Here is a 22,607-nt window from a genome sequence, read left to right as displayed (position 1 = left end):
GAGCCCCTCATAACTGGACCCTGGAGGCGCGGGCCAGCACGATGAAGCCGTGAGCACTCGTCACCTCGCAGGGAGCGGCCGGGCGGAGATCCTCGCCGCGGCCACCAGGGAGTTCGCGGACCAAGGCTACGCGGGCGCGACGACGGCGGGCATCGCCCGGCGAGCCGGAGTCACGCAGCCCCTGGTGCACCACCACTTCGGCTCCAAGCAGGGCCTCTGGGAGGCCGTGCTCGAGGCGCTCTTCCAGGAGTTCCACCAGGTGATGTCCCGGGCCATGAGCGAGGTGGAGGGAGCGGACCGCATCACCCGGCTGGAGCACCTGCTGCGCACCACCGTGCGCTTCAATGGCAGCCGCCCGGAGCTCTCCCGGCTCATCCACACCGAGAGCAGCTCGGGGGAAGCCGCCTACGAGGCCCTGTTCACGATGTTGCGCTCGGGCCCCCTGTCCATCTTCCAGCGCGAGCTGTCCGCCGCGGTGGAGGATGGAACCATCCGGCCCGTTGATCCGCGCTTCGCCTATTTCGCCATCATCGGCGCGAGCACCCAGCCCTTCACCGAGCCCGAGACGGCCCGGCGCCTCTGGGGGCTGGACGTCAAGGACGAGCACGTCATCTCCCAGTACGCGGACTTCGTGGTGGACCAACTGCTGCGGGGACTGCTCGCCGCCCCGGCGTCCTCCCGATCCCGGCCCACGCCAGCTCCGGGGAAGCGCCCGGCCGCCCGGAAGCCCCGTCACAAGCGGGGCTGACCCCCTCTCTCCCTGAGCACGGCTCTACCCGGTGGCACCTGCGGCCGCCAGGCACCCACATGCACCAACGGACAGGTCCGGTTGACGGGCCGTAGGACGAGGCTTATAGCTCCATAAGACTTATGGCTCTATAAGTCCCCTGAGACAGGAGTGCCCCGAATGCGCGCCACGCCGGCCCGAGCGGCCATCCCGCAGCCCCGCCCCCTTCCCCTGGTGGGCAACGTGCCCGACGTGGAGTCGGAGACGCCCATCCAGTCGATGATGCGGCTGAGCCGGGAGTACGGCCCCATCTTCCGGCTGTCCTTCCCGGGCAGGTCCATGCTCCTGCTGGGCTCGCACGCCCTGGTGGACGAGGTGTGTGACGAGAAGCGCTTCGACAAGCGCATCATCACCGCGCTGGACAACATCCGGGAGTTCGCCGGGGACGGGCTCTTCACCGCGCACACGCACGAGCCCAACTGGGAGCGCGCGCACCGCATCCTGCTGCCCGCCTTCGGCGCCCAGGCGATGCGGGGCTACTTCGAGCTGATGCTCGATATCGCCGAGCAGCTGGTGGAGAAGTGGGAGCGGCTGGGGCCGGAGGCGGAGCTCGACGTGCCCGACAACATGACGCGGCTGACGCTGGACACCATCGCGCTCTGCGGGTTCGGCTACCGCTTCAACAGCTTCTACCAGCGGGAGATGCACCCCTTCGTGGACGCCATGGTGCGCAGCCTCGCCGAGGCGGGCGAGCGCACCCGGCGGCTGCCCCTGCAGACGCGGCTGATGCTGATGACGCGGCAGCAGTACCAGCGCGACATCGCGTACATGCACGAGGTGGTGGACCAGGTCATCCGCGAGCGGCGCCGCTCGGGAGATGCCGCCAGCCGCAAGGACCTGCTCAGCCTCATGCTCCAGGGCGTGGACCCAGTGAGCGGCATGGGGCTGGATGACCTCAACATCCGCTACCAGGTGGTGACCTTCCTCATCGCCGGCCACGAGACGACGAGCGGGCTGTTGTCCTTCGCCCTCTACCTGCTCCTCAAGCACCCAGACGTGCTCGCGCGCGCCACCGCCGAGGTGGACCGGGTGCTCGGCCGGGACGTGTCGCGGCGCCCCACCTTCGAGCAGCTGCACCAGCTCCCCTACCTGGACCAGGTGCTGCGCGAGGCCTTGCGCCTGTGGCCCACCGCGCCCGCCTTCGCGCTCCAGGCGCGCGAGGACACGCTGCTGGGCGGCACGTGGCCGGTGAGCAAGAGCGAGCCGCTCATGGTGCTCACGCCGATGCTGCACCGGGACCCGGAGGTGTGGCCGGAGCCGGAGCGCTTCGACCCGGAGCGGTTCACCCCGGAGGCAGTCGCGGCGCGTCCGCCCAACGCGTGGAAGCCCTTCGGCAACGGGCAGCGCGCGTGCATCGGCCGCCAGTTCGCCATGCAGGAGGCGACGCTGGTGCTCGCCATGCTGCTGCAGCGCTTCCAGCTCATCGATCACACCCGCTACCAGCTGCGCATCAAGGAGACGCTGACGCTCAAGCCGGAGGACTTCCGGATCCGCGTGCGGGCGCGGGGGCGCGAGGAGGACAGGACGGTGGTGGCCCTGCGCCCGGCTCCGCAGACGGCCCCGGCGAAGCCGGTGTGGACGTCCGGCCCCGTGGCGCGGCACGGCACGCCCCTGCTGGTGTTGTACGGCTCGAACATGGGCTCATCGGAGGCCTTCGCCCAGCGCCTCGCGAGCGACGCGGAGCTGCAGGGCTACGCGTCCACCGTCGCGACGATGGATGCGTACACCGGGCGCCTGCCGCGCGAGGGGGCGGTCATCATCGTGAGCGCTTCGTACAACGGCCACCCGCCGGACAACGCGAAGGCGTTCTGCCGCTGGCTGGAGGAGCGCTCCCCCGGAGAGCTCACCGGTGTACGCTACGCCGTGTTCGGCTGCGGCAACCGGGACTGGGCCGCGACGTGGCAGTCCGTGCCCCGGCGCGTGGACGAGCTGCTGGCGGCCGCGGGTGCACAGCGGCTGCTCGCCCGCGGGGAGGCGGATGCACGCGCCGACTTCTTCGGCGACTTCGACGGCTGGTACCAGGGCGTGTGGCCCGGGCTCGGTGAGGCCTTCGGCGTGGCGGCCGCGGAGACGAGCCAGGGGCCGCGCTACGAGGTGGAGCGGCTCGACCAGGTGGCGGACCCGCTGGTGGCCGCCCATGGCGTGGTGCCGGTGGAGGTGGTGGCCAACCGCGAGCTGGTGGACATGACATCCCCGTTCGGCCGCTCGAAGCGCCACCTGGAGGTGCGGCTGCCCGAGGGCATGTCCTACCGGACGGGAGACCACCTCGCGGTGCTTCCGGAGAACGCGCCCGAGCAGGTGGAGCGGGTGGCCCGGCGCTTCGGGCTGAAGCCCGGGGAGACGGTGCTCATCCGGCGCACCCGCGAGGAGCAGAGCACGCTCCCGCTCGACAGGCCCGTGGCGGTGCGCACGCTGCTGGGCCAGTACGTCGAGCTGTCAGCGCCCGCCACCCGGCGCGACCTCGTGCTGCTGGCGAAGTACACCGCGTGCCCGCCCGAGAAGAAGCGGCTGCTCGCGCTCGCGGGCGAGGGGGACGCGGAGCCGGAGCTCTACCGCACGCAGGTGCTCGACAAGCGCGTGAGCGTGTTGGACCTGCTCGAGGAGTTCCCCGCCTGTGAGCTGCCGTTCAGCGTGTTCCTGGAGCTGCTGCCGCCGATGAAGCCGCGCCGCTACTCCATCTCGTCCTCTCCGCTGGAAGCGCCGGAGCGGTGCTCGCTCACGGTCGCCGTCGTCGATGCGCCGGCCTGGTCGGGGCGGGGCCGCTACCGGGGAACGTGCTCGAGCCACCTCGCGCGCGTCGAGCCGGGCACGCGCCTGCTCGCCACGCTCCGCGAGCCGCACTCCCCCTTCCGTCCTCCCGAGGACCCCAGCGTGCCCCTCGTGATGGTGGGCGCCGGGACCGGGCTCGCGCCCTTCCGCGGGTTCATCCAGGAGCGGGCCCGGCTGGCCGAACGCGGCACACAGCTCGGCAAGGCCCTGCTGTTCTTCGGGTGCGATCACCCCGACGTGGACTTCCTCTACCGCGAGGAGCTCGAGGCCTGGCAGGCGCGGGGCGTGGTGGAGGTGTTCCCCGCCTTCTTCCGGCAGGAGCGCGATGGCGTGACGTTCGTGCAGCACCGGCTGTGGGAGGAGCGCGAGCGGGTGGGCGCGCTGCTCGGCACGGGCGCCCGGCTCTACGTCTGCGGCGATGGGCGCTACATGGCCCCCGCCGTGCGCGAGACGGTGGCCCGCATCCACCAGGAGCGCACCGGGTGCACGGCGGAACAGGCGGCGGCGTGGCTCCGGGAGATGGAGCAGCAGCGGCGCTACCTGGCCGACGTGTTCGCCTGAGTCACTCGCGGAGCGGAGGCGTGCCCGACCGCTCCCCCACCGGCTGGGGCCAGCCCGACGGCTCCTGCTCCGGCTGGTAGCGCTGCACCTCGCGCACCATGAAGAGGGCCGCCGCCGACAGCACGCCGATGTCGTCCAACCAGCCCAGGAAGGGAATGATGTCCGGCAGCGCGTCCACGGGGCTGATGAAGTAGATGACGGCGAACAGCCCCGCGAACCTCCGCCACATCGGCACGCGCGGGTCTCGCACGTAACGGAAGAACCGGGTCCCCATTGCTCGAAGGCCTGCGACGTTCATGTCCTCTCCTACGGATGGAGGCCCAGCGCCATTGCGGCCCTCCACCGTAGGCGCCCGGCCGCTCGTGGGGCAAGCCGCCTCACCCGTGAGTGTCCTCAGTCGTCGTCTTCGTCGCACCGGTCCTTGCCGGGCTTGTCCTTCCCCGGCTTGTCCTTCTCGCCGGCCCGTGCCCCTCGCACCTCTTCGCACTCGTCATCGGGGCCCGGGTGCTTGTCGAAGGGTGGACGCCGCTCGAGGAAGGCCTCCAGCAACTGCTGCCGGGCCGGGAGGAAGGTGCCCACCAGCGCCTCCGAGAGCGCGAAGCGCGGGCCATCCGGTCCCTCCTCCGTCGTGCGCTCGCTCACGTGCACGAAGGTGAAGAGGGTCGTCTTGGTGGGCCAGGTGAGCCCGCCTCCGAGGCTCGCACCGGTGCTCAGCTGGTGGCAGCCCGCGCATGTGAGCGTCTGCGTCCGCGCGACGATGTTGGCCGGCGTGAGCGGGATGCCCAGGCTGTTGAGCCGCTCCTGGAGCTTCCTGCGCAGCGGGCTCTCTCCGTTGCCCAACTGGTGGGCGTAGAGGTTCTCCGTCCCGCTCGAGTTGCTCTGCCCGCTGTTGAAGCGATCCTCGACGTCCAGGGTGTAGCGCAGCAGATCATTGGTCGCCAGCGCCTCCACCTGGGACACGAGCGCCTCCGCGAAGGCCTCCTTCTGCGGGTGGTCCACCTTCGCGCTGAAGAGCACGCCGGCCGGGTTCGTCTTCACCGTGTCCGGCTCGAAGCGCATCACGCACGTGTCCCCCGTGCAGCGCTTGCGCAGGCGGAACTCGCGCAGCGTCCAGATGTTGTGCATGAACTGGTTGGTGCGCACCTGCCCGGTGCCGTGCTCCGTGGCGTTGCCGAAGTGGTCGATGTGGATGACCGGCGGGAACTTCCCCACGCCCTCGAAGTAGAAGCGGTGCAGCGCCTCGGCGCGCGCCGCCGCGTCCGGCTCCTGGGAGAGCTCCGCCCAGAAGCGCGCCACCTTGCGGCACCCCTCCAGCCCCTTCTTCGGCTTCGGGTTGGGCAGCACCCCCTCGAAGGCGATCAGGTTGCGCTTGTTCGGGTCGGTGAGGCCCGAGCGGCGCGCGAAGACAATGCGGTACTCCCCGCAGTCGCTCCCGTCCTCCGCCGCCAGGTCGAAGCGGTTGAAGAGCCCGATGGGCACGTACGCCGCGGGGTTGGTGGCGGGCTCCACGAAGGGGTTCTCCAGCGCCTGGCGCCACTCCTCGCGCGGACACGTGAAACTGAACCCGTTGAAGCCCGGCTTCCCGTCCGGCAGCAACGAGTCACCGCAGTGCGGGCCCCCCAGCCCCAGCCCCGGCGCCTTGCGCTGCGAGTCCCACCACTCCTGGTAGAGCCTCAGCCCCGTGAGGCCCGGAATGCCGCTCTGCTCCGCGAGCCGGTTCATCACCTCCTCGAGGCTGAAGCGCGCCAGGATGACCTCGTCCGTCACCGCCAGCGAGCGCCGCGGCTCCACGACGAAGTCCTCCCCCGGCTTCGCCAGCGTCTGGAGCCCGCTCACGGGCAGCAGAGCGATGCCTCGTCGCTCCGGATGCCGCGACCCCTGAGGCGTGGTGGGAACAGCCGGCGGCTCCACGGACGCACTACAGGCCGTCATGGCCGTGGCTCCAGCCAGGGCCAGGAGTAAGAAAGAACGCATTGAACCCCCCTCCGCGGGCCGCCTGTCTCGACGCATGCGAAAGCGCGCCCGCCTCCAGAACTTAAGGATGCAGGCAAGGCGGGGTTGACCGTCCGGCTCCAGACACCCGGTACGGGGTTTCCGTACGGTTTCTGTGCGCGGCCTCACTCCGGCTTGCCCTGGAGGGCACCGGGTCTTGAAACGCGAAGAGGGCCGGAGGAGGGAACTCCCTCACCCCAGCCCTCTCCCAAAGGGAGAGGGGGCTTCACACGGGCTCAACTCCAGGCCCGTGGCACCCTCACCCCGTCCCTCTCCCAGGGGGAGAGGGGTTGTTGCTACCTCAGCTCTGCTCCGGCTCCGGCTCCGGCTCCGAGGATCCGTTCTCCGACGGCTCCCCGGCGGTCTCCGTCTCCGCTCCGGCTTCCGTTCCGGCATCCGACGGCGCGGCGGCTTCCACCGGCGAGGTGGTCTCCCCGTTCTCCGTCTCCTCGTCCGACTCCGGCAACTTCGAGATGCCCGTCACCTTCTCGTCCGCGCTCTCCAGCGCGATCAGCCGCACGCCCTGCGTGTTGCGGCCAATGACGGAGATCTCCTTCGCCTTCATCCGGATGAGCATGCCGCCGTTCGTCACCAGCATCACCTCGTCCTTGTCCGTCACCTGGACCAGGCCCACCACCTTGCCGTTCCGCTCGGTGGCCTTGATGTCGATGATGCCCTTGCCGCCTCGGCCCTGCTGACGGTACTCGCCCTCCTCCGTCCGCTTGCCGTAGCCGTTCTCCGTCACCGTCAGGATGGTGGTGTCCTTCTCCACCACGTCCGCGCCCACCACCTCGTCACCGTCCTCCAGCGTGATTCCCTTCACGCCGTAGGCCTGACGGCCCATCGAGCGTACCTCGCTCTCCAGGAAGCGGATGCTCATGCCCATCGCCGTGGACAGCAGGATGTCCTTCGAGCCGTCGGTGATCTTCACCGCGACCAGCTCGTCCCCTTCGTCGATGCCCAGCGCGATGATGCCGCTGGAGCGCACGTTGGCGAACGCCGACAGGTCCGTGCGCTTCACCACGCCGCGCTTCGTCACGAAGAACACGAACTGGTTCTCGGCGAACTCGCGCGTCACCAGCACCTGCGCCAGCCGCTCGCCCTCGGTGAACTGCACCAGGTTGACGATCGCCTTGCCGCGCGACGTGCGGCCCGCCGACGGAATCTCGTGCACCTTCAGCGAGTACAGCCGGCCCTTGTTGGTGATGGGCATCAGGAAGGCGTGCGTGCTCGCCACGAACAGGTCCGTGACAAAATCGTCCTCCTTCGTCGTCGCCCCCGTCTTGCCGCGCCCACCGCGCTTCTGCGCCCGGTACTCGGAGAGCGGCGAGCGCTTCACGTAGCCCGTGTGCGACAGCGTGACCACCATCGTCTCCTCGGCGATGAGGTCCTCGCTCGTAATCTCATCCACCGCGCCGGTGATCTCCGTGCGCCGCTTGTCTCCGTAGCGCTCGCGGATCTCCTGCAGCTCCGTCTTGATGACGTTGAGCAGGCTCGACTCGTTGGCGAGGATGTCCTCCAGCCGGAGAATCTCGCGGATGAGGTCCACCAGCTCGCGGAACAGTTCCTCGCGCTGCAGGCCGGTGAGGCGCTGCAGGCGCATCTCGAGGATGTTCTTCGCCTGCTCCTCGCTGAAGCCCGAGCCCTCGTACTTGTGCTCCAGGCCCGAGTAGCTCGGCACCTCGGCGCGCGCGCGCGAGACGAGCATCTCCATCTGCGCCTTGGCCTTCTCGTAGTCGATGCGCTGCAGGTTCTTGAAGCGCTCGTGCTCGTAGAGGGCGGGCGAGAGGATGTTCATCAGGCCCCAGCGCGCCTCGTCCGGATCCTTCGAGGCGCGGATGAGGCTGACCACCAGGTCGATGAGGTCCTGCGCGACGAGCAAGCCCTCGACGATGTGGCGGCGGGCGCGTGCCTTGCGCAGCTCGAAGCGGCTGCGGCGCGTCACCACGTCGCGGCGGTGCGAGATGAAGCGCTCGAGCAGCTCCTTGAGGGTGAGCGTGCGCGGCTGGCCCGCGTCGATGGCCAGCATCACCGCCCCGAACGTCGTCTCCAGGGGGGTGTTGGCGAACAGGTTGTTGAGCACCACCGCGGACATCGCATCGCGCTTGAGCTCGATGACGATGCGCATGCCCTGCCGGTCGCTCTCGTCGCGGATGTCGCTGATGCCCTCCAGCTTCTTCTCGCGCACCAGGTCGGCGATCTTCTCGATGAGCCGCGCCTTGTTCACCTGGTAGGGAATCTCCGTGACGATGATCGCCTCACGGTCTCCCTTCTTGGAGGTTTCAATCTCCGTGCGGGCGCGCAGGGTGATCTGCCCGCGGCCCGTCTCGTAGGCGCGGACGATGCCCTCGCGGCCGGAGATGAAGCCGGCGGTGGGGAAGTCCGGACCCGGGATGAACTGCATCAGCTCCCGGACGGTGGTCTCGGGGTGATCGATGAGGTGCAGCGTCCCATCCAGCACTTCGGTCATGTTGTGCGGCGGGATGTTGGTGGTCATACCCACCGCGATGCCCGTGCTGCCGTTGACCAGGAGGTTGGGGAACTTGCTGGGGAGGACGAGCGGCTCGACGGTGGAGTCGTCGTAGTTGGGACCGAAGTCGACGGTCTCCTTGTCGATGTCCGAGAGCATCTCCTCGGCGAGGCGGTCCATGCGCACTTCGGTGTAACGCATGGCGGCGGGGGAATCGCCGTCCACCGAGCCGAAGTTGCCCTGGCCGTCCACCAGCAGGTAGCGGAGGCTCCACTCCTGGGCCAGACGCACCATGGCGTCGTAGACGGCGGTGTCGCCGTGGGGGTGGTACTTACCGATGACGTCACCCACCACGCGCGCGGACTTCTTGTAGGCGCGGTTGTGGTAGTTGCCCAGGTCGTTCATCGCGTAGAGGACGCGGCGATGCACGGGCTTGAGGCCGTCACGCACGTCGGGCAGGGCGCGCCCGATGATGACGGACATCGAGTAGTCGAGATACGAGCGGCGCATCTCGTCTTCGATGTTGACGGGGATGAGTTCTCCCACGCTGCCCGGAGGCGGAGGCGCGGGGGGCGTTGCCGGCTTGTCGGTAGTGTCGTCGGCCATGAAATCTGGAGGGTCTCGAAGGGGCCCGCGCGAGGGGGCCCATCTTGGGTAACGTGGTTACCTAACCCCCGGATTTTCTTGCGTCAACAAGGGAAACACGGGGGTGGTGAGGGGTAGCCAGAAAGGCGGCCCGGAGCCCGCCCGGCCGGGGGGCATCGGACACCCTTCCGGGCACCCATTTTCCCCCCTTCAACCCATGAGCGCGCGGGCTTGTTGCACCAACGGTACGAGCCGCGACGAATCCTTCCAGCCACGCAGGCTCGGCGTGCCAATGCCATGCCGCTGGATGAGCTCTCGGAAGACGTCACGGAGCCGATCACCATCCGCCCCGCCCCGGCCCTCATCCGCCCGCCAGGCCTGCTCCTCCAGCCGCGCCCAGCGTGCGGGCGTCCAATGCTCCTCGTCGGGAATATCCGGGCGCTGGGCGTCCCACAGCTCGTAGGCCACCTCGATCAGCCCGGCCCGGGCCTCTGGGAGGGCGTCCGAGGCGAGGAGCCGGATGCGGGGCACGTACTCGCGCTCGAGGAGCCACCAGAGCACGGGGAGGTACTCGTGCGGCTCGGGCACGAGCGGGGCGAGCCGCACCTGGACGAGCTGGCGCATGCGGGCCCAGGCCTCCTGGTGCCAGTACTCGGCGTGAACCAGGCGCTCGGGGCCGGTGCGCGGCGGGTGGAGCGGCGCCCGGGTGGCCTGCTTGCGGAGCTCGGCCACCATGAGGCCCTTCGCGTCCACCCCGGACAGCCGGCCCCAGACCGAGGCCAGCGCCGCCTCGCCCCGGGGCCACCACAGGCGCAGCTCCTCGCGCTGCACCTGGGTGAAGGGGATGCGGCCGGTGAGCAGCATGGGGTGGGCGAAGAGCGGCTCCAGGAAGGCCCCGAAGGCGGCGGCCTCGCGGAGGGCGGGCAGCGAGTCCGGCAGCAGTTCCAGCGCGGTGCTCGCGCGCAGGTGGGGGGGGATTTCCCGTGGGATGGTGACGAGCCAGTCCTCCAGGGCCCGCATCAGGCTGCCCAGGGGCTCCTGGGGACTGCGCCCCAGCTTGCGGGCCACGTCCCGGACGAGCTGCTCATGGAGCGAGTGCACCTCGTGCAGACAGTGGACGGTCGGGTTGCTGACGGGCCAGGCCTCGGCATGGGCGCGGCGCAGGGCGGGAGCGAGCATGGCGTCGAGGGCGTCCTGGTGGGCCGCCACCTCGCGCAGCAGGGGCAGCTCGCGCCGCAACCGCTCCTGCCACCGGGACTCGGCGAGCACCAGCACCAGGCGGTAGTAGCGCTCGCGGGCGGGCGCCAGCAGCTCCGCCCGGCCCTCCAGCCGCAGTTGGTATTCGTCGCGCGGTGCTCCCATGGTGGCCCGGAGTATATCCGGGCTCAGGTGGCTCGTTCCCGGGTCAGGGAGTCGTACTCCGCACAGCGCTCCAGGAACCGCAGGATGGCCGCCCGATGGTCTCCCCCGGCCTCTTCCAGATACAGCCCGGCCCAGCCCTTGCCGGACGGGAACTCATTCCGGACGTCCCGGAGCCAGGCGCTGAACTCCTGGTACCGCGCGTCCTCGACTCCACCGCAGTACAGGTGGAAACGCACGCCGTGCACGAACGCAGCCGCTGCCCCTACATCCAGCCTGCCGAAGAACATCTCTGGCATCACCCCACCCAGAATCTGTTCCCGGATGAAGAGCAGCACGTCCAGGGTCGAAACGAACCGGCCCTTCCACTCTTCGAGGGGACGAATCGCGCTCATGGAATCACCGTGGACTGAAGCGTTCCCAGGTACGTCATGGCGGCCTGATATTCGGCCCAGGTCATTCCCACCGCGCCCGTGAAGGCATCGAAGATTCTTCCATCATTGCGCACGGCCACATGGAAGTTGTTGTCCGAGACCAGTTGCCGGCCTCTCCACGACAGCATGTCCCCACCCGTGCTTGAGATTCGGATGAGCTGGGGACTCTGGCCCAACCGCCTGAATCCCTCGGCAATCGCATTGGCTGTGGCCTGACAAGCATTGGGAGCGCGGCTTGCCGCATTGAACGCCTGTTGGAGTGCCGAGAACCACTTCGGGAGCTGCGATGCACCCGTGGCCAGCAAGTAGTAATCGCCGGCCGCCGCGACTTCTCCGCGCAGAATCAATACGAGCGTATGCGCCTGGATTGAATCAGGAACTCCGCCCGACAAGTCGGTAAAGCGGATCGGATGACCCAGAGCAAGCACGGGGGTCGGCTCGCCCACGATTCCAGACGCATCCGCGTGCTGCATGGGGGCCAGCAGCAACGCGACACAGACCAAGAGCCGAACAATCCAGGTCATGGGTCCTCCATTGATGGAGGACCATTCTACTCGCCCCCACACACCGGACTCAGCCCACCTGGGCCATGGTGTCGCCCTTTGGACGCAGAGGAGCGGCGAGCCGCTCGGCCTCGGCGCCGAGGGGGCCTTCCGGATCCAACGCCTTGGCCCGCTCGAAAGAGGCCAGGGCCCCCGTGCGGTCTCCCTTCAGCTTGAGGGCCACCCCCACGTTGAGGTGCGCGCCAATGTTGTCCCGGTCCATCGCCAGCGCCTCGCGGAAGTGCGCCAGGGCGTCGTCCAGGTCACCGGCGAGCAGGGCCTCCTTGCCGGCCTGCACGCGCTTGTCCGCGTCGTTGACCAGCTCCACCTGGAGCAGGCTTCCCCCGGCCACCGTGAAGACGAGCGCGCGCAGGATGCCGCCCCAGTAGAACGTCAGGCCCTCGGCGGCGACCACGGCGGCGATGGGCAGGTCCGGCAGCAGTTGCTTGCCGCGGAACTTGAAGCGCACCTTCGTGTAGCGGCCCTTGTTGGTCCAGTGGACGAGCTCGTCGCGCAGCTTGCCCAGGCTCTCCTCGAGGCGCTTGGGGTCGATCTCGAAGGGCAGCGTGGGGCCCGCCACGGGCTCGCCGGCAGGCAGGGCCTTCATCTCGGGGACGGGCTCGGCGGTGGGGACCTCCTCCTGCGCGGTCTCCTCGGGCTCGGGAGGCGGCACCGGAGCGGCGCGCTTCTTCGCGGCGGCGGGCTTCTTCACCGGAGCCACACGCTTCTTCACGGGCGCGGGGCTCTTCTTCGCGGAAACGGCGCTCTTCTTCTTCGGTGCCTCGCGGGCGGCCTTCTTCTGGCTCGCCGGGGCCTTGCGGGGTGCGGTCTTCGCCATGGTGGCTAGACTCTAACCAGTCGCGGGCCGGCTTGCTCGCGAGGCCTCACCGCCGGGTAGCCCCCCCGGCCTCACGACGGCAGCGCCCAGTCGATGGGCTCGCGCCCCGCCTTCTTCAGGGCCTTGTTGGCCTCGCTGAAGGGCCTGCTCCCGAAGAAGCCCTTCTTCGCCGACAACGGCGAGGGGTGCGGCGCCTTCAGGATGACGTGCCTCGACGTGTCGATGAGCGCCTCCTTCTTCTGCGCGTAACTCCCCCAGAGGATGAACACCACGGGCTCCGGCTTGTCGCTCACCTTCTGGATGACCGCGTCGGTGAAGCGCTCCCAGCCGTGCCCCTCGTGGGCATTGGCCTCCCCCTGGCGCACCGTCAGCACCGCGTTGAGCAGCAGCACCCCCTGCTCCGCCCACGGCACCAACGAGCCGTCCTTCGGCTTCGGCGCGCCCACGTCGCTCTGCAGCTCCTTGAAGATGTTCACCAGCGAGGGCGGCGGCTTCACTCCCGGCTGCACCGAGAACGCCAGGCCATGGGCCTGCCCCGGCCCGTGGTACGGGTCCTGCCCGAGCAGCAGCACCTTCACCTGCTCGTACGGCGTCAGCCGGAAGGCCGAGAACAGATCCTCCTCCGACGGGTACACCGTGTGCTCCCGCCGCTCCTCCGCCACGAATGCCTCCAGCTCCGCGAACTCCGGGCTGGCCAGCACGTCCTTCAGCTCCTTCTTCCAGCCCGCCGGCAGCCGGTCCTTCATCGAGCCCATCGCGCCTCCGTCTCGTGCCTCGTTGAAATCCCCGTCCTACACTACTTTTGCGGTCAGCTGGCGGATGTCATGCGCCATGTCACGCTTCCAGCCGGTGGCACCTGGGGCTCAGCGCCGCTTCGGCCCATTCCGGGTGGTGGGCGAGGCCGGGTCCTTCGGCAGGTGCCTCAGCCCCATCCAGCCGAGCGCGGCCACGTGGCGCGCCACATGGTCGATGGAGAAGGAGCGGCCCTCGGCCGCCCACCACTGGCCCACCTGGGTGACCATCCCCACGAGCGCGTTGGCGTAGATGGGCGCGACCTTCGGGTTGTAGCCCGCGCGCTCGAACTCGCTCTGGAAGATGTCTCCCACGCGCTGGGCCAGGTCGTCGATGACACGCGTCAGCCCGCGCCGGGCCTCGTCGTTGGGCGAGTCGCGCGTGAGCACGGCGAAGCCCGCCGGCTCCTCCTTCGCGTACGTCATGAAGGCCATCACCGCGGCCTCGAAGCGCCCGCGCGGCGTGCCCTGCGCGATGCTCTCCGACATGCGCGCCACCAGGTTGTCCATCTCCCGGTCCACGATGGCCGCGTACAGGCCCTCCTTCGCGCCGAAGTGCTCGTAGACGATGGGCTTGGACACCCCCGCCTTCTGGGCGATCTCCTCGATGGACGCCGCCTCGTAACCGTGCGCGGCGAAGACGGACCGCCCCACCTCCATCAACTGCACCCGGCGCTCCGCACCCGACAGCCGTTGCTTCTTCGCCACGTTGACTCCGAACCTACGATTGGGTAACTTACCTGACCGAAACCTACTCGGCGGTAACCCGCCGGAGAAGAGAGTGTCCTCGTGTACCTCGCCGTCTGCCTGGCTGTCTTCGCCCTCGCGTACCTGCTGAACATCCTCACGATTACGGTGGGCTACCATCGGGGCCTCGCGCACAAGGCGGTGCGCCTGCATCCGGCCCTGCGCCGGTGGATCATCCAGGGCGGCAACTGGTTGACGGGCCTGGACCCGAAGGCGTGGGTGGTCATGCACCGCCTTCACCACGAGCACTCGGATACGCCCCTGGATCCCCACTCTCCGGTCAACGTGGGCATCCTCGGCATCGCGCTGGAGCAGCTGCGCAGCTACGAGCGCGTCATCGTGGGGCTGCTGAAGAACGACCCGGCGTACACCCGGTACGCGAAGGATCTCGACTTCCCGCTCAACGCGCTCAACCGCACCAACCGCTGGTACCTGCCCTACGTGATGCACGGCCTGGTCGGGCTCGGGCTGGCGTTGAGCGTGGGCTGGCTGCTGGGAGCGTCCTACTTCTTCGGGATGATGAGCCACCCCGTGCAGGGCGGCCTCGTGAACTCGCTCGGGCACGCGGTGGGCCCGCGCAACTTCGAGACGTCCGACAACTCGCGCAACAACCACTTCGCCGCGTGGCTCATCTTCGGCGAGGGCTTCCAGAACAACCACCACGCCTACCCCGGCTCGGCGTCCTTCTCGTACCACCGCCACGAGGTGGACCTGGGCTATGGTGCGTGCGTGATGCTCGAGAAGCTGGGGCTGGCCACCATCAACCGCGCCTACCTGATTCCGCGCGCGCGGCGCGGGACGGTGGCCACGGCCGTGACGGTGATGGCGGAGCCCCACGAGGCCGAGGCGCAGTCATGAGCGCCGTGGGGGCCGTGGCCGTGAAGCCCCGCATGCGGGGGGTGCTGCACCAGTTCGCGGCCGCCGTGGCGCTGGGGGCGGGGCTCGTCCTCATCTCCATGGCGCCTGGCGCGCGGTCCGCCACGGCGGCGGCGCTGTTCGCCGTCAGCCTCGTCACCCTGTTCACGGTGAGCGCCACGTACCACCGGGTGAACTGGTCCGTGCCGGCGAGGGCGTGGATGCGGCGGATGGACCACGCCTCCATCTTCGTCCTCATCGCGGGCACCTACACGCCCGTCGCACTCATCGGCCTGCCCGAGGCGGCCGGCAACAGCCTGCTGCTCGCCGTCTGGTGCGGGGCGCTGTTGGGAGTGCTGAAGTCGCTGTTCTGGGTCAACGCGCCCAAGGCCCTCACGGCGGCGCTCGCCGTCGGGGTGGGCTGGACGCTGGTGCCCTACTTCAACGAGGTGCGCCACTCGCTCGGCGTGATGGAGCTGACGCTCATCCTCCTGGGCGGGGTGGCCTACACGCTGGGCGCGGTCGCGTACGCCTCCAAGCGGCCGAACCCGCTGCCCGAGGTGTTCGGCTACCACGAGGTGTTCCACGCGCTGACCATCGTGGGCGCGGTGCTCCACTTCACCGTGGTGCTCCTGCTGGTCCGCGCCGCTCCCGCCTGAGAGACCCTCACCCCCACCCTCTCCCAGAGGGAGAGGGAGCGACGGCCGCCTCCCCGCCCTGCCGTCAACCTGGCGCTCCTCTTGGGACTCGGCCGGTCTCGGGCTAGCCTCGGGGGCGCCATGTCGATGTACAACGAGTCGCTCCGCGCCTTCCTCAAGCCCGTCCTCCCCTATCTCGACGACCCCTCGGTCTCCGAGATCATGATCAACGGGCCCACCGACATCTGGATCGAGCGCAAGGGCAAGGTCTCCAAGACCGATGCCACGTTCACCGAAGAAGGGTTGATCGGCGCCGCGCGCAACATGGCGCAGTTCGTCGGCCGCCTCCTCAATGACGAGCGCCCCCGCCTGGACGCGCGCCTGCCCGACGGCAGCCGCATCCACGTCGTCATCCCGCCCATCGCCCGCAAGGGCACCACCATCTCCATCCGCAAGTTCTTCAAGGACAAGCTCACCATCGAGTCCTTGATCAAGTTCAAGTCCATGACGCCGCAGATGGCGCGGCTCATCGACGCGGGCATCCACACCAAGCTCAACATGCTGGTGTCCGGCGGTACCGGCTCGGGCAAGACGACGCTGCTCAACATCGTCTCCTCCCTCATCCCCGACGAGGAGCGCATCCTCACCATCGAGGACTCGGCCGAGCTCCAGCTCAACCAGTCCCACCTCGTCCCCTTCGAGAGCCGGCCCCCGGACAAGTTCGGCAAGGGCGGCGTGGACATGGGAGACCTGCTCAACTCGGCCCTGCGTCTGCGCCCCGACCGCATCGTCGTGGGCGAGGTGCGTGGCGGCGAGGCCTTCTACCTCGTGCAGGCGATGAATACCGGCCACGGCGGCTCGCTGGCCACCACCCACGCCAACACCCCCACCGACACGCTGCGCCGCATCGAGTCGCTGTGCCTCATGTCCGGCATCGACCTGCCCATGGTGGCCATCCGCGCCCAGGTCGCCAGCGCCATCAACTTCATCGTCTGCTGCGAGCGCCTCCACGACGGCAGCCGCAAGACGATTGCCCTCTCCGAGGTGCTCCCGCTCAACGAGAAGGGCGAGTACCGCACCCAGGACATCTTCGTCTTCACCCCGGTGACGAAGGACGAGGAGGGCCACATCCTCGGCTACCACGCGCCCACCGGCATCATCCCCCACTTCGTCGCCCGGGCGCGCGCCTACGGCTTCTCGGACCTGGACGAGTCCTTCTTCGACCCGGCCACCTACGGCGTGCCGCCGCCGCCCTCCTTCCACGCCGGCGAGAGCTACTCCGTGCGCTGGGCGCCCTCGCTCAAGCACCGCGAGCGCGGCGAGCGCGACCCGGAGAGCTACAAGAAGGAGTGGTCGGCCTTCGAGCAGCGCCTCAAGGACGAGGCCCGCGACGCCAAGGACGGCAAGCCCGCGGCACCCGCCGCCTCGCCCGTGCAGGTGCAGGTGCCCGCCAGCCTCCCCATGGCGGCCCCCCGGAATCCCGAGCCGCCCGCCCGGCCCCGCTCGGCCACCGCCGAGGTCCCCGCCGCGCGCCCCGGGCCCGCCCTGCGGCCCAACCTGCCCTCCCACCGTCCCGCCCCGCCCGTCATGGAGCGCAACGACGTGCAGGACGACGACAAGACGCCGCCGCCCACGCGCAACCCCTTCGCCTCCGAGGTGGATGACGGGCTCGGCGCGCCTCCCGACGAGCCCAGCGTGCAGGTGGCCGCGGACCTCCTGGCCGAGGACCTCGACGCGACCCAGGGCCGCGGCATCCCTCCGCCGCGTCCGGCCCGCCCCGCCACGCCGCCGCCTCGTCCCGCCCCGCCCACCGGCTCCCGCCCCGCCGTGGCGGCCCCTCCCCGCAGGCCCGCTCCTCCCGCTCCCGCGCGTCCGCCTCCCCCCGTCCCCTCCAGCGAGCTGGAGGAGGATGACGCACCGCGCGAGTTGGACAGCTCGGAGAAGACGCACATCAAACCCATCCCCGAGAAGCCCCGCCGCTGAGCCCGCTCGCCTGGGCACACGCTCGTCACGCACCCGGCGCTACTTGGAGTGCGTGACCTTGCGGTAGGCGCCACATGGGGGGAAAGTGGCACCCATCGTGTTCCTTTCACTCCTCGCCACGCTCGTCGTGCTCGGCCAGGCGCCCGCGACCCCCGAGGCCCCCCTCACCGTGCTGATCGCCCCGCCCGAGGCCGCGGGGGTCCCCTCCCACATCGTCTCCTTCGCCCAGGAGCATGTGTACGAGCAGCTCAAGTCCCAGGGGCTGCAGGTGGTGCGCGCCTCGGAGCTCTCCCAGCGCCTGCCGCCCGCGCAGCGCAAGACGGTGCTCGGGTGCAACCGCCTGGAGGCCGCCTGCCGCATTACGCTCGGCGAGGCCGCCCAGGCCGACGTGGTGATGATCGCCGAGCTGGTGCAGTTCCTCAGCGGCTACCGGGTGGGCCTCAAGGCCTACGCCACGCGCGACGGTGAGCAGCTCTCCGAGCACTACGTGCCGGGCGTACGCGAGGACCAGTTGCTCGACGCGCTCACCCAGGCCAGCGAGAAGGTGGTGCCTCCGGTGCGCCGCGCGCTGCGCCCGTCCCTGGAGCCGCTCGTCGAGGCCCCGCCCCAGCCCACCACTCCCACGCCCGTCCAGCCGGTGCCGGTGAAGCCCGAGGTGACGGCCTCGCGCTCGGGCGCGCCGGGCTGGGCGTGGCTGCCCGCCGCCGGGGGCGCGGTGCTGCTGGGCGTGGGCACCGCCTTCTACGTGCAGGCGAGCAATGACTACAACGCCCTCAAGGGGCTGAACGTCACCAGTCCCGAGGACGGCAAACGGCTGCTGGAGTCGGGCACCCAGGCCCAGTGGCTGAGCCGGGGCTCCTTCGCGCTGGGCGCGGCCGGAGTGGTGACGACGGGACTCATCTACCTGCTGTCTGGCAAGGACGAGGGCACGCCCTCCCAGGTGCGCCCCACCGCCTCCGTGCTCCACGGCGGCGGCATGGTCGGTGTGGCCGGAACACTCCCGTGAGGACTCACATGCTCGAGACGAAGAAGCCATTCGCCGCGGGGCTCGCGCTGGCGCTGCTGGCCGCGACCGGTTGCTACGACTTCGACTCGGCCTTCGAAGACTGCGTGAAGGCCGGACGCTGCCAGCCCACCACGTGCGATGACGCGGGCATCGACTTGCCGGATGACTTGTTCCACGACGCCAACTGCGACGGCGTGGACGGCATGCCCGGCAATGCGCTCTTCGTGGACCCCGACGCCGGCCAGGACTCCAACCCCGGCACCCCGGCGGCCCCACTCAAGCGGCTCTCCGTCGCCATGAGGATGGCCGCCACCCAGGGCAAGGCGCTCTACCTGGCGCAGGGCACCTATGACGAGGCGGACCTGAAGATGGAGCAGCCCGTGTCCCTGCACGGTGGCTACTCCGGCGTGAACGGCAACTGGAAGCGCGGCGCCGAATACGTCACCCAGATTGGGGGCGGCACCATCGGGTTCACGGTGAACGGGCTGACGGACGCGGGCGTCGTCATCGAGTGGGTGCGCATCGGCTCCACCGCGAGCACCACGCCCGGGACGCCGTCCATCGGCCTGCGGGTGATGGACTCGAGCGGCGTGCACCTGCGCCATGTGCAGGTGGAGGCCGGAGCCGGCGCGGAAGGCCGGGCGGGTGACTCGCCCAGCCCCAACCCCCAGGGGGGCGCGGATGGAGGCGTGGGGAAGAACGGCGACGCCGGAACGCCCACGGGCGGGGTCCAGGGGGCGAGCAGCTGTGGCCCGGGCTCCTACGCGGGAGGCGTTGGAGGACAGGGCGCCGGCGACTACGGCACCCCACCGGCCGCTGGCGCTCCGGGGCAGCCCTCCACCACGGGGGGCGGTGACGCCGGGGTGAACAAGATCAACAGCGGCTGCGGCGACGCCTTCTGCGAGTGCGTGGGAGTTCCCGGAGGTGAGGGACAACCGGGCGCGCCGGGCAGCACGGGGACGCACGGCCAGCCGGGCGATGGCACGGGGGAACTGGTGGGAGGCACCTGGGTGGCGAAGTCCGGCACGAACGGCGAGGACGGAACCCTCGGAGCGGGTGGAGGGGGCGGAGGGGGCGGAGGCTACTGCGAGGCGCCTGGCTTCGCGCAGTCCAAGGGCGGCGGCGGCGGCGGTGGTGGTGCGGGCGGCTGCCCTGGCGCTGGCGCGAAGGGAGGCCAGGGCGGTGGGGCCTCCATTGCCATGCTGCTCGTCCGCGGGAACGTGGAGCTGGAGGCCTGCACGCTGAAGACGGGGGGCGGTGGGAAGGGAGGCGCCGGGGGCCGGGGAGGTCTCGGCGGGATGGGAGGCCCGGGAGGCGCCGGGGGCCTGGGCATGTTCTCGGAGAAGACGCCGCCCGGCTACCTCTACCAGGCCACGGGCGGCAATGGCGGCAAGGGCGGCAAGGGCGGGGATGGAGGCCCGGGAGGCCACGGCGGCAATGGCGCCGGAGGCCCCTCCGTGGGCGTCTGGTGTGATCCCAGCTCCTCCCTGTCTCAGACGGGCACCACCTTCGGACTGAAGGACCCGGGTGCGCCGGGCCCTGGCCCGCTCCCCGAGGGCAACCCGGGGCTGCTGAAGAACTACAACGGGTGTCCCGGGTTTCCTTGACGGCATCCGACCAGGCGGGTCTCCCCCGCCTGCTCGCCCGCTTGTGGGAATCCGCTCCCGGTCTGCTACCCTGGGGACACTTCCCCGATGGCTGACTCCCGTCTCTGCGAAACCTGCGGTCTCTCCGTGCCGGCGGATACCGATATCTGCCCACGCGACGGCACCGTGCTGCTCGACGCCTCGACCTCGCCGCTCACCGGCGACATGGGAGGCGCACGAAGGACGGCGCCCGGGAGAACGGTGAACGTGATGGACGACTCCTCCGCGCAGGACCCGCTCACCGGGCTGAAGCTTGGCGAGTACGAGCTGCGCCAGCGCGTGGGCGTGGGCGGCATGGGCCTGGTGTACGAAGGCATCCAGCCGCTCATCGGCAAGCGCGTGGCGGTGAAGGTGCTGCGCCCGGAGCTGGCCGCGGCCGAGGAGCAGGTGGCGCGCCTGCTGGCCGAGGCCCGCGCCGTCAACGCCATCCGCCACCGCGGCATCGTCGACATCTTCGGCTTCGGCCAGGTGCCCGACGGCCGCCAGTACATCATCATGGAGTACCTCGAGGGCGTGGCCCTCGACGCGCACCTGACGGAGAAGGGCCGGCTGCCGGTGTCCGAGGCGCTGGACATCCTCGACGAGGTGCTCAGCGCGCTGGGCGCCGCGCACGGGGCCGGCGTGGTGCACCGCGACCTCAAGCCGAGCAACATCTTCCTGGTGAAGCAGCCGGACGGCTCGCGCTACGTGAAGCTGCTGGACTTCGGCCTGGCGAAGATGGGCCTGCCCACCGGGCGCACGGCGCAGACGCGCACGGACATGGTGGTGGGCACCCCGGAGTACATGGCGCCCGAGCAGGCCCGGGGCCAGCCCGTGGGGCCCATGACGGACCTCTACGCCCTGGGCGTGGTGGCCTTCGAGATGGTCACCGGCCGGCTGCCCTTCACCGGCACCTCGCCGGTGGACCTGCTGATGAAGCACGTGGACGCGCGGCCGCCGAGGCCCTCGGAGTTCGTCCCCGAGCTGCCCGCCGCGCTGGATGCCTTCATCCTGCAGATGCTCACCAAGGATCCGGAGGCGCGCCCCGGTTCCGCCGAGCAGCTGCGCCGCCAGCTCCAGCGGCTGCGCGACACCCTCACCCAGCAGGCCCACCCCCGGCCCACCGTCCCCGAGCCCGCCCGCAGGGCGACGCCGGAGGCCCTCGACCCCGCCGAGCCCCTCGAGCCCAAGCCCCTCCCGGCGCCCGAGCCGCTGAAGCCGCAGCCTCCGCCCGAGGCGCCGCGCGACACCGGGGGCACTCCGTCCTCGCGGCGGCTGCTCCTGGGCGTGGGAGCGCTCGCGCTGGTGGCCGTGGGCGGTGGCCTCGTGCTCGCCCTGCGCGGCGGGCCCACGCCCACCCCGCCGCCCCAGGTGGTCATCGCGCCCCCGCCGCAGCCCGTGAAGCCCCCGCCGCAGCCGGTGGTGGAGCCCACGCCGGACGCGGGTACGAGCCTGGCGCAGCAGACGCCGCCCCCGGCCGCCGTGCCCGACGCGGGCACCACCGTGCAGGCCGGCACCACGCAGCCGCACGACAACGCCGTCCATCCCGCGGGCCCGGCGGTGGTCTCCACCGAGCCGGTGAAGCCGCGCGCGCTCACCCAGACGGCGCTGCTCGCCCGCATCCGCAAGCTGGACAGGGAGGTCGACACGCTCTCCCAGTCCGGCCAGAAGCTCAGCCCCGCCACGCGCCGCACCCTCGACGACATCCGGGAGAAGGCCGAGTCGGCCTCGACGCCCGAGGAGCGCCGTCAGGTGGCCAAGGAGCTGGACGGCTGGGAGAAGTTCTTCCTGCGCCGCAAGTGACGAGGGGCCCGGCCCGCGCGCCAGGCCCCCGGTGCTTCACCCCAGCGCTTCAGCGGCAGATGACGGGCTGGGACATGGCGGTGCGCGCCCGCTCCTCGGTCACCAGCTTGAAGCCCGCCAGGTCCGCCAGCAGCACGTCCCGGTTCTGCCGGATGAGGCTCGCGTTGCGGCACACCAGCGCATCCCCGTACATGTCGTGCGGCGGCAGGGTGAGCGCCAGCTCGGCCAGCTCCGGCAGCTTGAGCGTGTCCAGCTCGCGCCCGAAGACCTTGAAGGCCGCGTCCTCCACCCCGACGACACCCCGGTCGAAGTAGAGCGTGGACAGGTCATAGGCGATGAGCTGGTCCTTCTGGAGGAAGGAGTGCAGGCGGTTGGCCGCCACCGCCTGCTCCAGCGCGCCGCCAATGCCCAGCGCCGTGGCGAGCCGCGCGGCGATGAGGCGCTCGCAGGCCCCATCCCCCGGCGGCTCGGTGCCGAAGGTGACGACGGAGAAGAGTCGCCAGGCCCACTTCGCGCCGTCCTCGCGCCGCGTCTGGAAGTAGGTGGGGCACCCGAGCTGCGAGATGTAGAGGGCCACCAGGTCCTTGGGCAGGCGCGAGAAGTCCGGCCGGTTGTAGGCAATGGGCCGCTTGGGCCCGAAGGTGCCCGCCTGGAGGCTCATCCGCTCGCCCTCGATGGAGTGGCGCAGCTGCTTCTCCAGGTCGAACTCCGTCTCCAGCTGGGGCAGCTTGCTGGAGGCATGGAGATAGATGGCCGGCAGCACCACGCCCGCCAGCCCGATGAGGAACAACACCAACCAGAGCAGGGTCTTCACGCCCCCCA

At 70.3% G+C, this 22,607-nt stretch carries 18 protein-coding genes; 8 read left to right on the top strand and 10 right to left on the bottom strand.

Features of this window, described 5'->3' with window-relative positions; translation table 11 throughout:
* The first annotated feature begins 49 nt into the window (after positions 1-49).
* Together NR798_RS05660 and NR798_RS05655 are read left to right on the top strand one after the other, a co-directional pair.
* Positions 50-748, top strand: coding sequence for a TetR/AcrR family transcriptional regulator (locus NR798_RS05660; protein WP_375770387.1), 699 nt, complete (start codon positions 50-52; stop codon positions 746-748).
* A 159-nt stretch (positions 749-907) separates the two neighbouring features.
* Positions 908-4,117: a bifunctional cytochrome P450/NADPH--P450 reductase gene (locus tag NR798_RS05655; protein WP_375770386.1), complete on the top strand. Its 3,210-nt coding sequence runs from the start codon at positions 908-910 to the stop codon at positions 4,115-4,117.
* A 1-nt stretch (position 4,118) separates the two neighbouring features.
* On the opposite strand, the gene NR798_RS05650 is transcribed toward NR798_RS05655, so the two are convergent.
* From NR798_RS05650 to NR798_RS05610, 9 genes are all read right to left on the bottom strand, one after another.
* The gene (locus NR798_RS05650) at positions 4,119-4,415 is read right to left on the bottom strand and encodes a YkvA family protein (protein ID WP_375770385.1); all 297 of its coding nucleotides are present in this window, start codon (positions 4,413-4,415) and stop codon (positions 4,119-4,121) included.
* A gap of 95 nt (positions 4,416-4,510) precedes the next feature.
* Positions 4,511-6,091 carry a hypothetical protein gene (locus tag NR798_RS05645; protein WP_375770384.1) on the bottom strand — a complete coding sequence of 527 codons (1,581 nt, stop codon included), beginning with the start codon at positions 6,089-6,091 and terminating at the stop codon, positions 4,511-4,513.
* A gap of 319 nt (positions 6,092-6,410) precedes the next feature.
* A complete protein-coding gene (gene gyrA, locus NR798_RS05640) occupies positions 6,411-9,185 on the bottom strand; it encodes a DNA gyrase subunit A (RefSeq protein ID WP_375770383.1) in 2,775 nt (924 codons plus the stop codon).
* 189 nt (positions 9,186-9,374) lie between these two features.
* Positions 9,375-10,526, bottom strand: a complete 1,152-nt coding sequence (locus tag NR798_RS05635) for a hypothetical protein (RefSeq protein WP_375770382.1) — start codon at positions 10,524-10,526, stop codon at positions 9,375-9,377.
* A gap of 23 nt (positions 10,527-10,549) precedes the next feature.
* Positions 10,550-10,918: a hypothetical protein gene (locus NR798_RS05630; protein WP_375770381.1), complete on the bottom strand. Its 369-nt coding sequence runs from the start codon at positions 10,916-10,918 to the stop codon at positions 10,550-10,552.
* Positions 10,915-11,481, bottom strand: coding sequence for a hypothetical protein (locus NR798_RS05625; RefSeq protein ID WP_375770380.1), 567 nt, complete (start codon positions 11,479-11,481; stop codon positions 10,915-10,917). Before NR798_RS05625 ends, NR798_RS05630 begins: the two co-directional genes overlap by 4 nt.
* Before the next feature lie 49 nt (positions 11,482-11,530).
* A complete protein-coding gene (locus NR798_RS05620) occupies positions 11,531-12,337 on the bottom strand; it encodes a hypothetical protein (RefSeq protein ID WP_375770379.1) in 807 nt (268 codons plus the stop codon).
* 71 nt (positions 12,338-12,408) lie between these two features.
* Positions 12,409-13,092: a uracil-DNA glycosylase gene (ung, locus tag NR798_RS05615; protein ID WP_375770378.1), complete on the bottom strand. Its 684-nt coding sequence runs from the start codon at positions 13,090-13,092 to the stop codon at positions 12,409-12,411.
* Between the two features lie 108 nt (positions 13,093-13,200).
* Entirely contained in the window at positions 13,201-13,836 is a 636-nt protein-coding gene (locus NR798_RS05610) for a TetR/AcrR family transcriptional regulator (protein ID WP_375770377.1), read from the bottom strand.
* An 81-nt stretch (positions 13,837-13,917) separates the two neighbouring features.
* Between NR798_RS05610 and NR798_RS05605 the strand changes: the two genes are divergently transcribed.
* The 6 genes from NR798_RS05605 (at position 13,918) to NR798_RS05580 (ending at position 21,785) form a co-directional block, all read left to right on the top strand.
* Positions 13,918-14,733 (top strand): fatty acid desaturase, encoded by an 816-nt coding sequence (locus NR798_RS05605; RefSeq protein ID WP_375770376.1) that lies wholly within the window; start codon positions 13,918-13,920, stop codon positions 14,731-14,733.
* Entirely contained in the window at positions 14,730-15,389 is a 660-nt protein-coding gene (locus NR798_RS05600) for a hemolysin III family protein (protein WP_375770375.1), read from the top strand. The genes NR798_RS05605 and NR798_RS05600 overlap by 4 nt, the downstream gene beginning before the upstream one ends.
* A gap of 120 nt (positions 15,390-15,509) precedes the next feature.
* Positions 15,510-17,351, top strand: a complete 1,842-nt coding sequence (locus tag NR798_RS05595) for an ATPase, T2SS/T4P/T4SS family (RefSeq protein WP_375770374.1) — start codon at positions 15,510-15,512, stop codon at positions 17,349-17,351.
* A 97-nt stretch (positions 17,352-17,448) separates the two neighbouring features.
* Positions 17,449-18,357 (top strand): hypothetical protein, encoded by a 909-nt coding sequence (locus NR798_RS05590; protein ID WP_375770373.1) that lies wholly within the window; start codon positions 17,449-17,451, stop codon positions 18,355-18,357.
* A gap of 8 nt (positions 18,358-18,365) precedes the next feature.
* Positions 18,366-19,964 carry a PE-PGRS family protein gene (locus NR798_RS05585; RefSeq protein ID WP_375770372.1) on the top strand — a complete coding sequence of 533 codons (1,599 nt, stop codon included), beginning with the start codon at positions 18,366-18,368 and terminating at the stop codon, positions 19,962-19,964.
* 87 nt (positions 19,965-20,051) lie between these two features.
* A complete protein-coding gene (locus tag NR798_RS05580) occupies positions 20,052-21,785 on the top strand; it encodes a serine/threonine-protein kinase (RefSeq protein WP_375770371.1) in 1,734 nt (577 codons plus the stop codon).
* A 49-nt stretch (positions 21,786-21,834) separates the two neighbouring features.
* Here NR798_RS05580 and NR798_RS05575 read toward each other — a convergent pair whose 3' ends face one another.
* Positions 21,835-22,599, bottom strand: coding sequence for a transglycosylase domain-containing protein (locus NR798_RS05575; RefSeq protein ID WP_375770370.1), 765 nt, complete (start codon positions 22,597-22,599; stop codon positions 21,835-21,837).
* Between the last annotated feature and the right edge of the window lie 8 nt (positions 22,600-22,607).

The sequence above is a fragment of the Archangium gephyra genome (genome assembly GCF_042230915.1).
In the GTDB taxonomy this organism is placed as follows: Bacteria; Myxococcota; Myxococcia; order Myxococcales; family Myxococcaceae; genus Archangium; species Archangium gephyra_B.
This window is presented reverse-complemented; position numbering and strand designations above follow the sequence as displayed.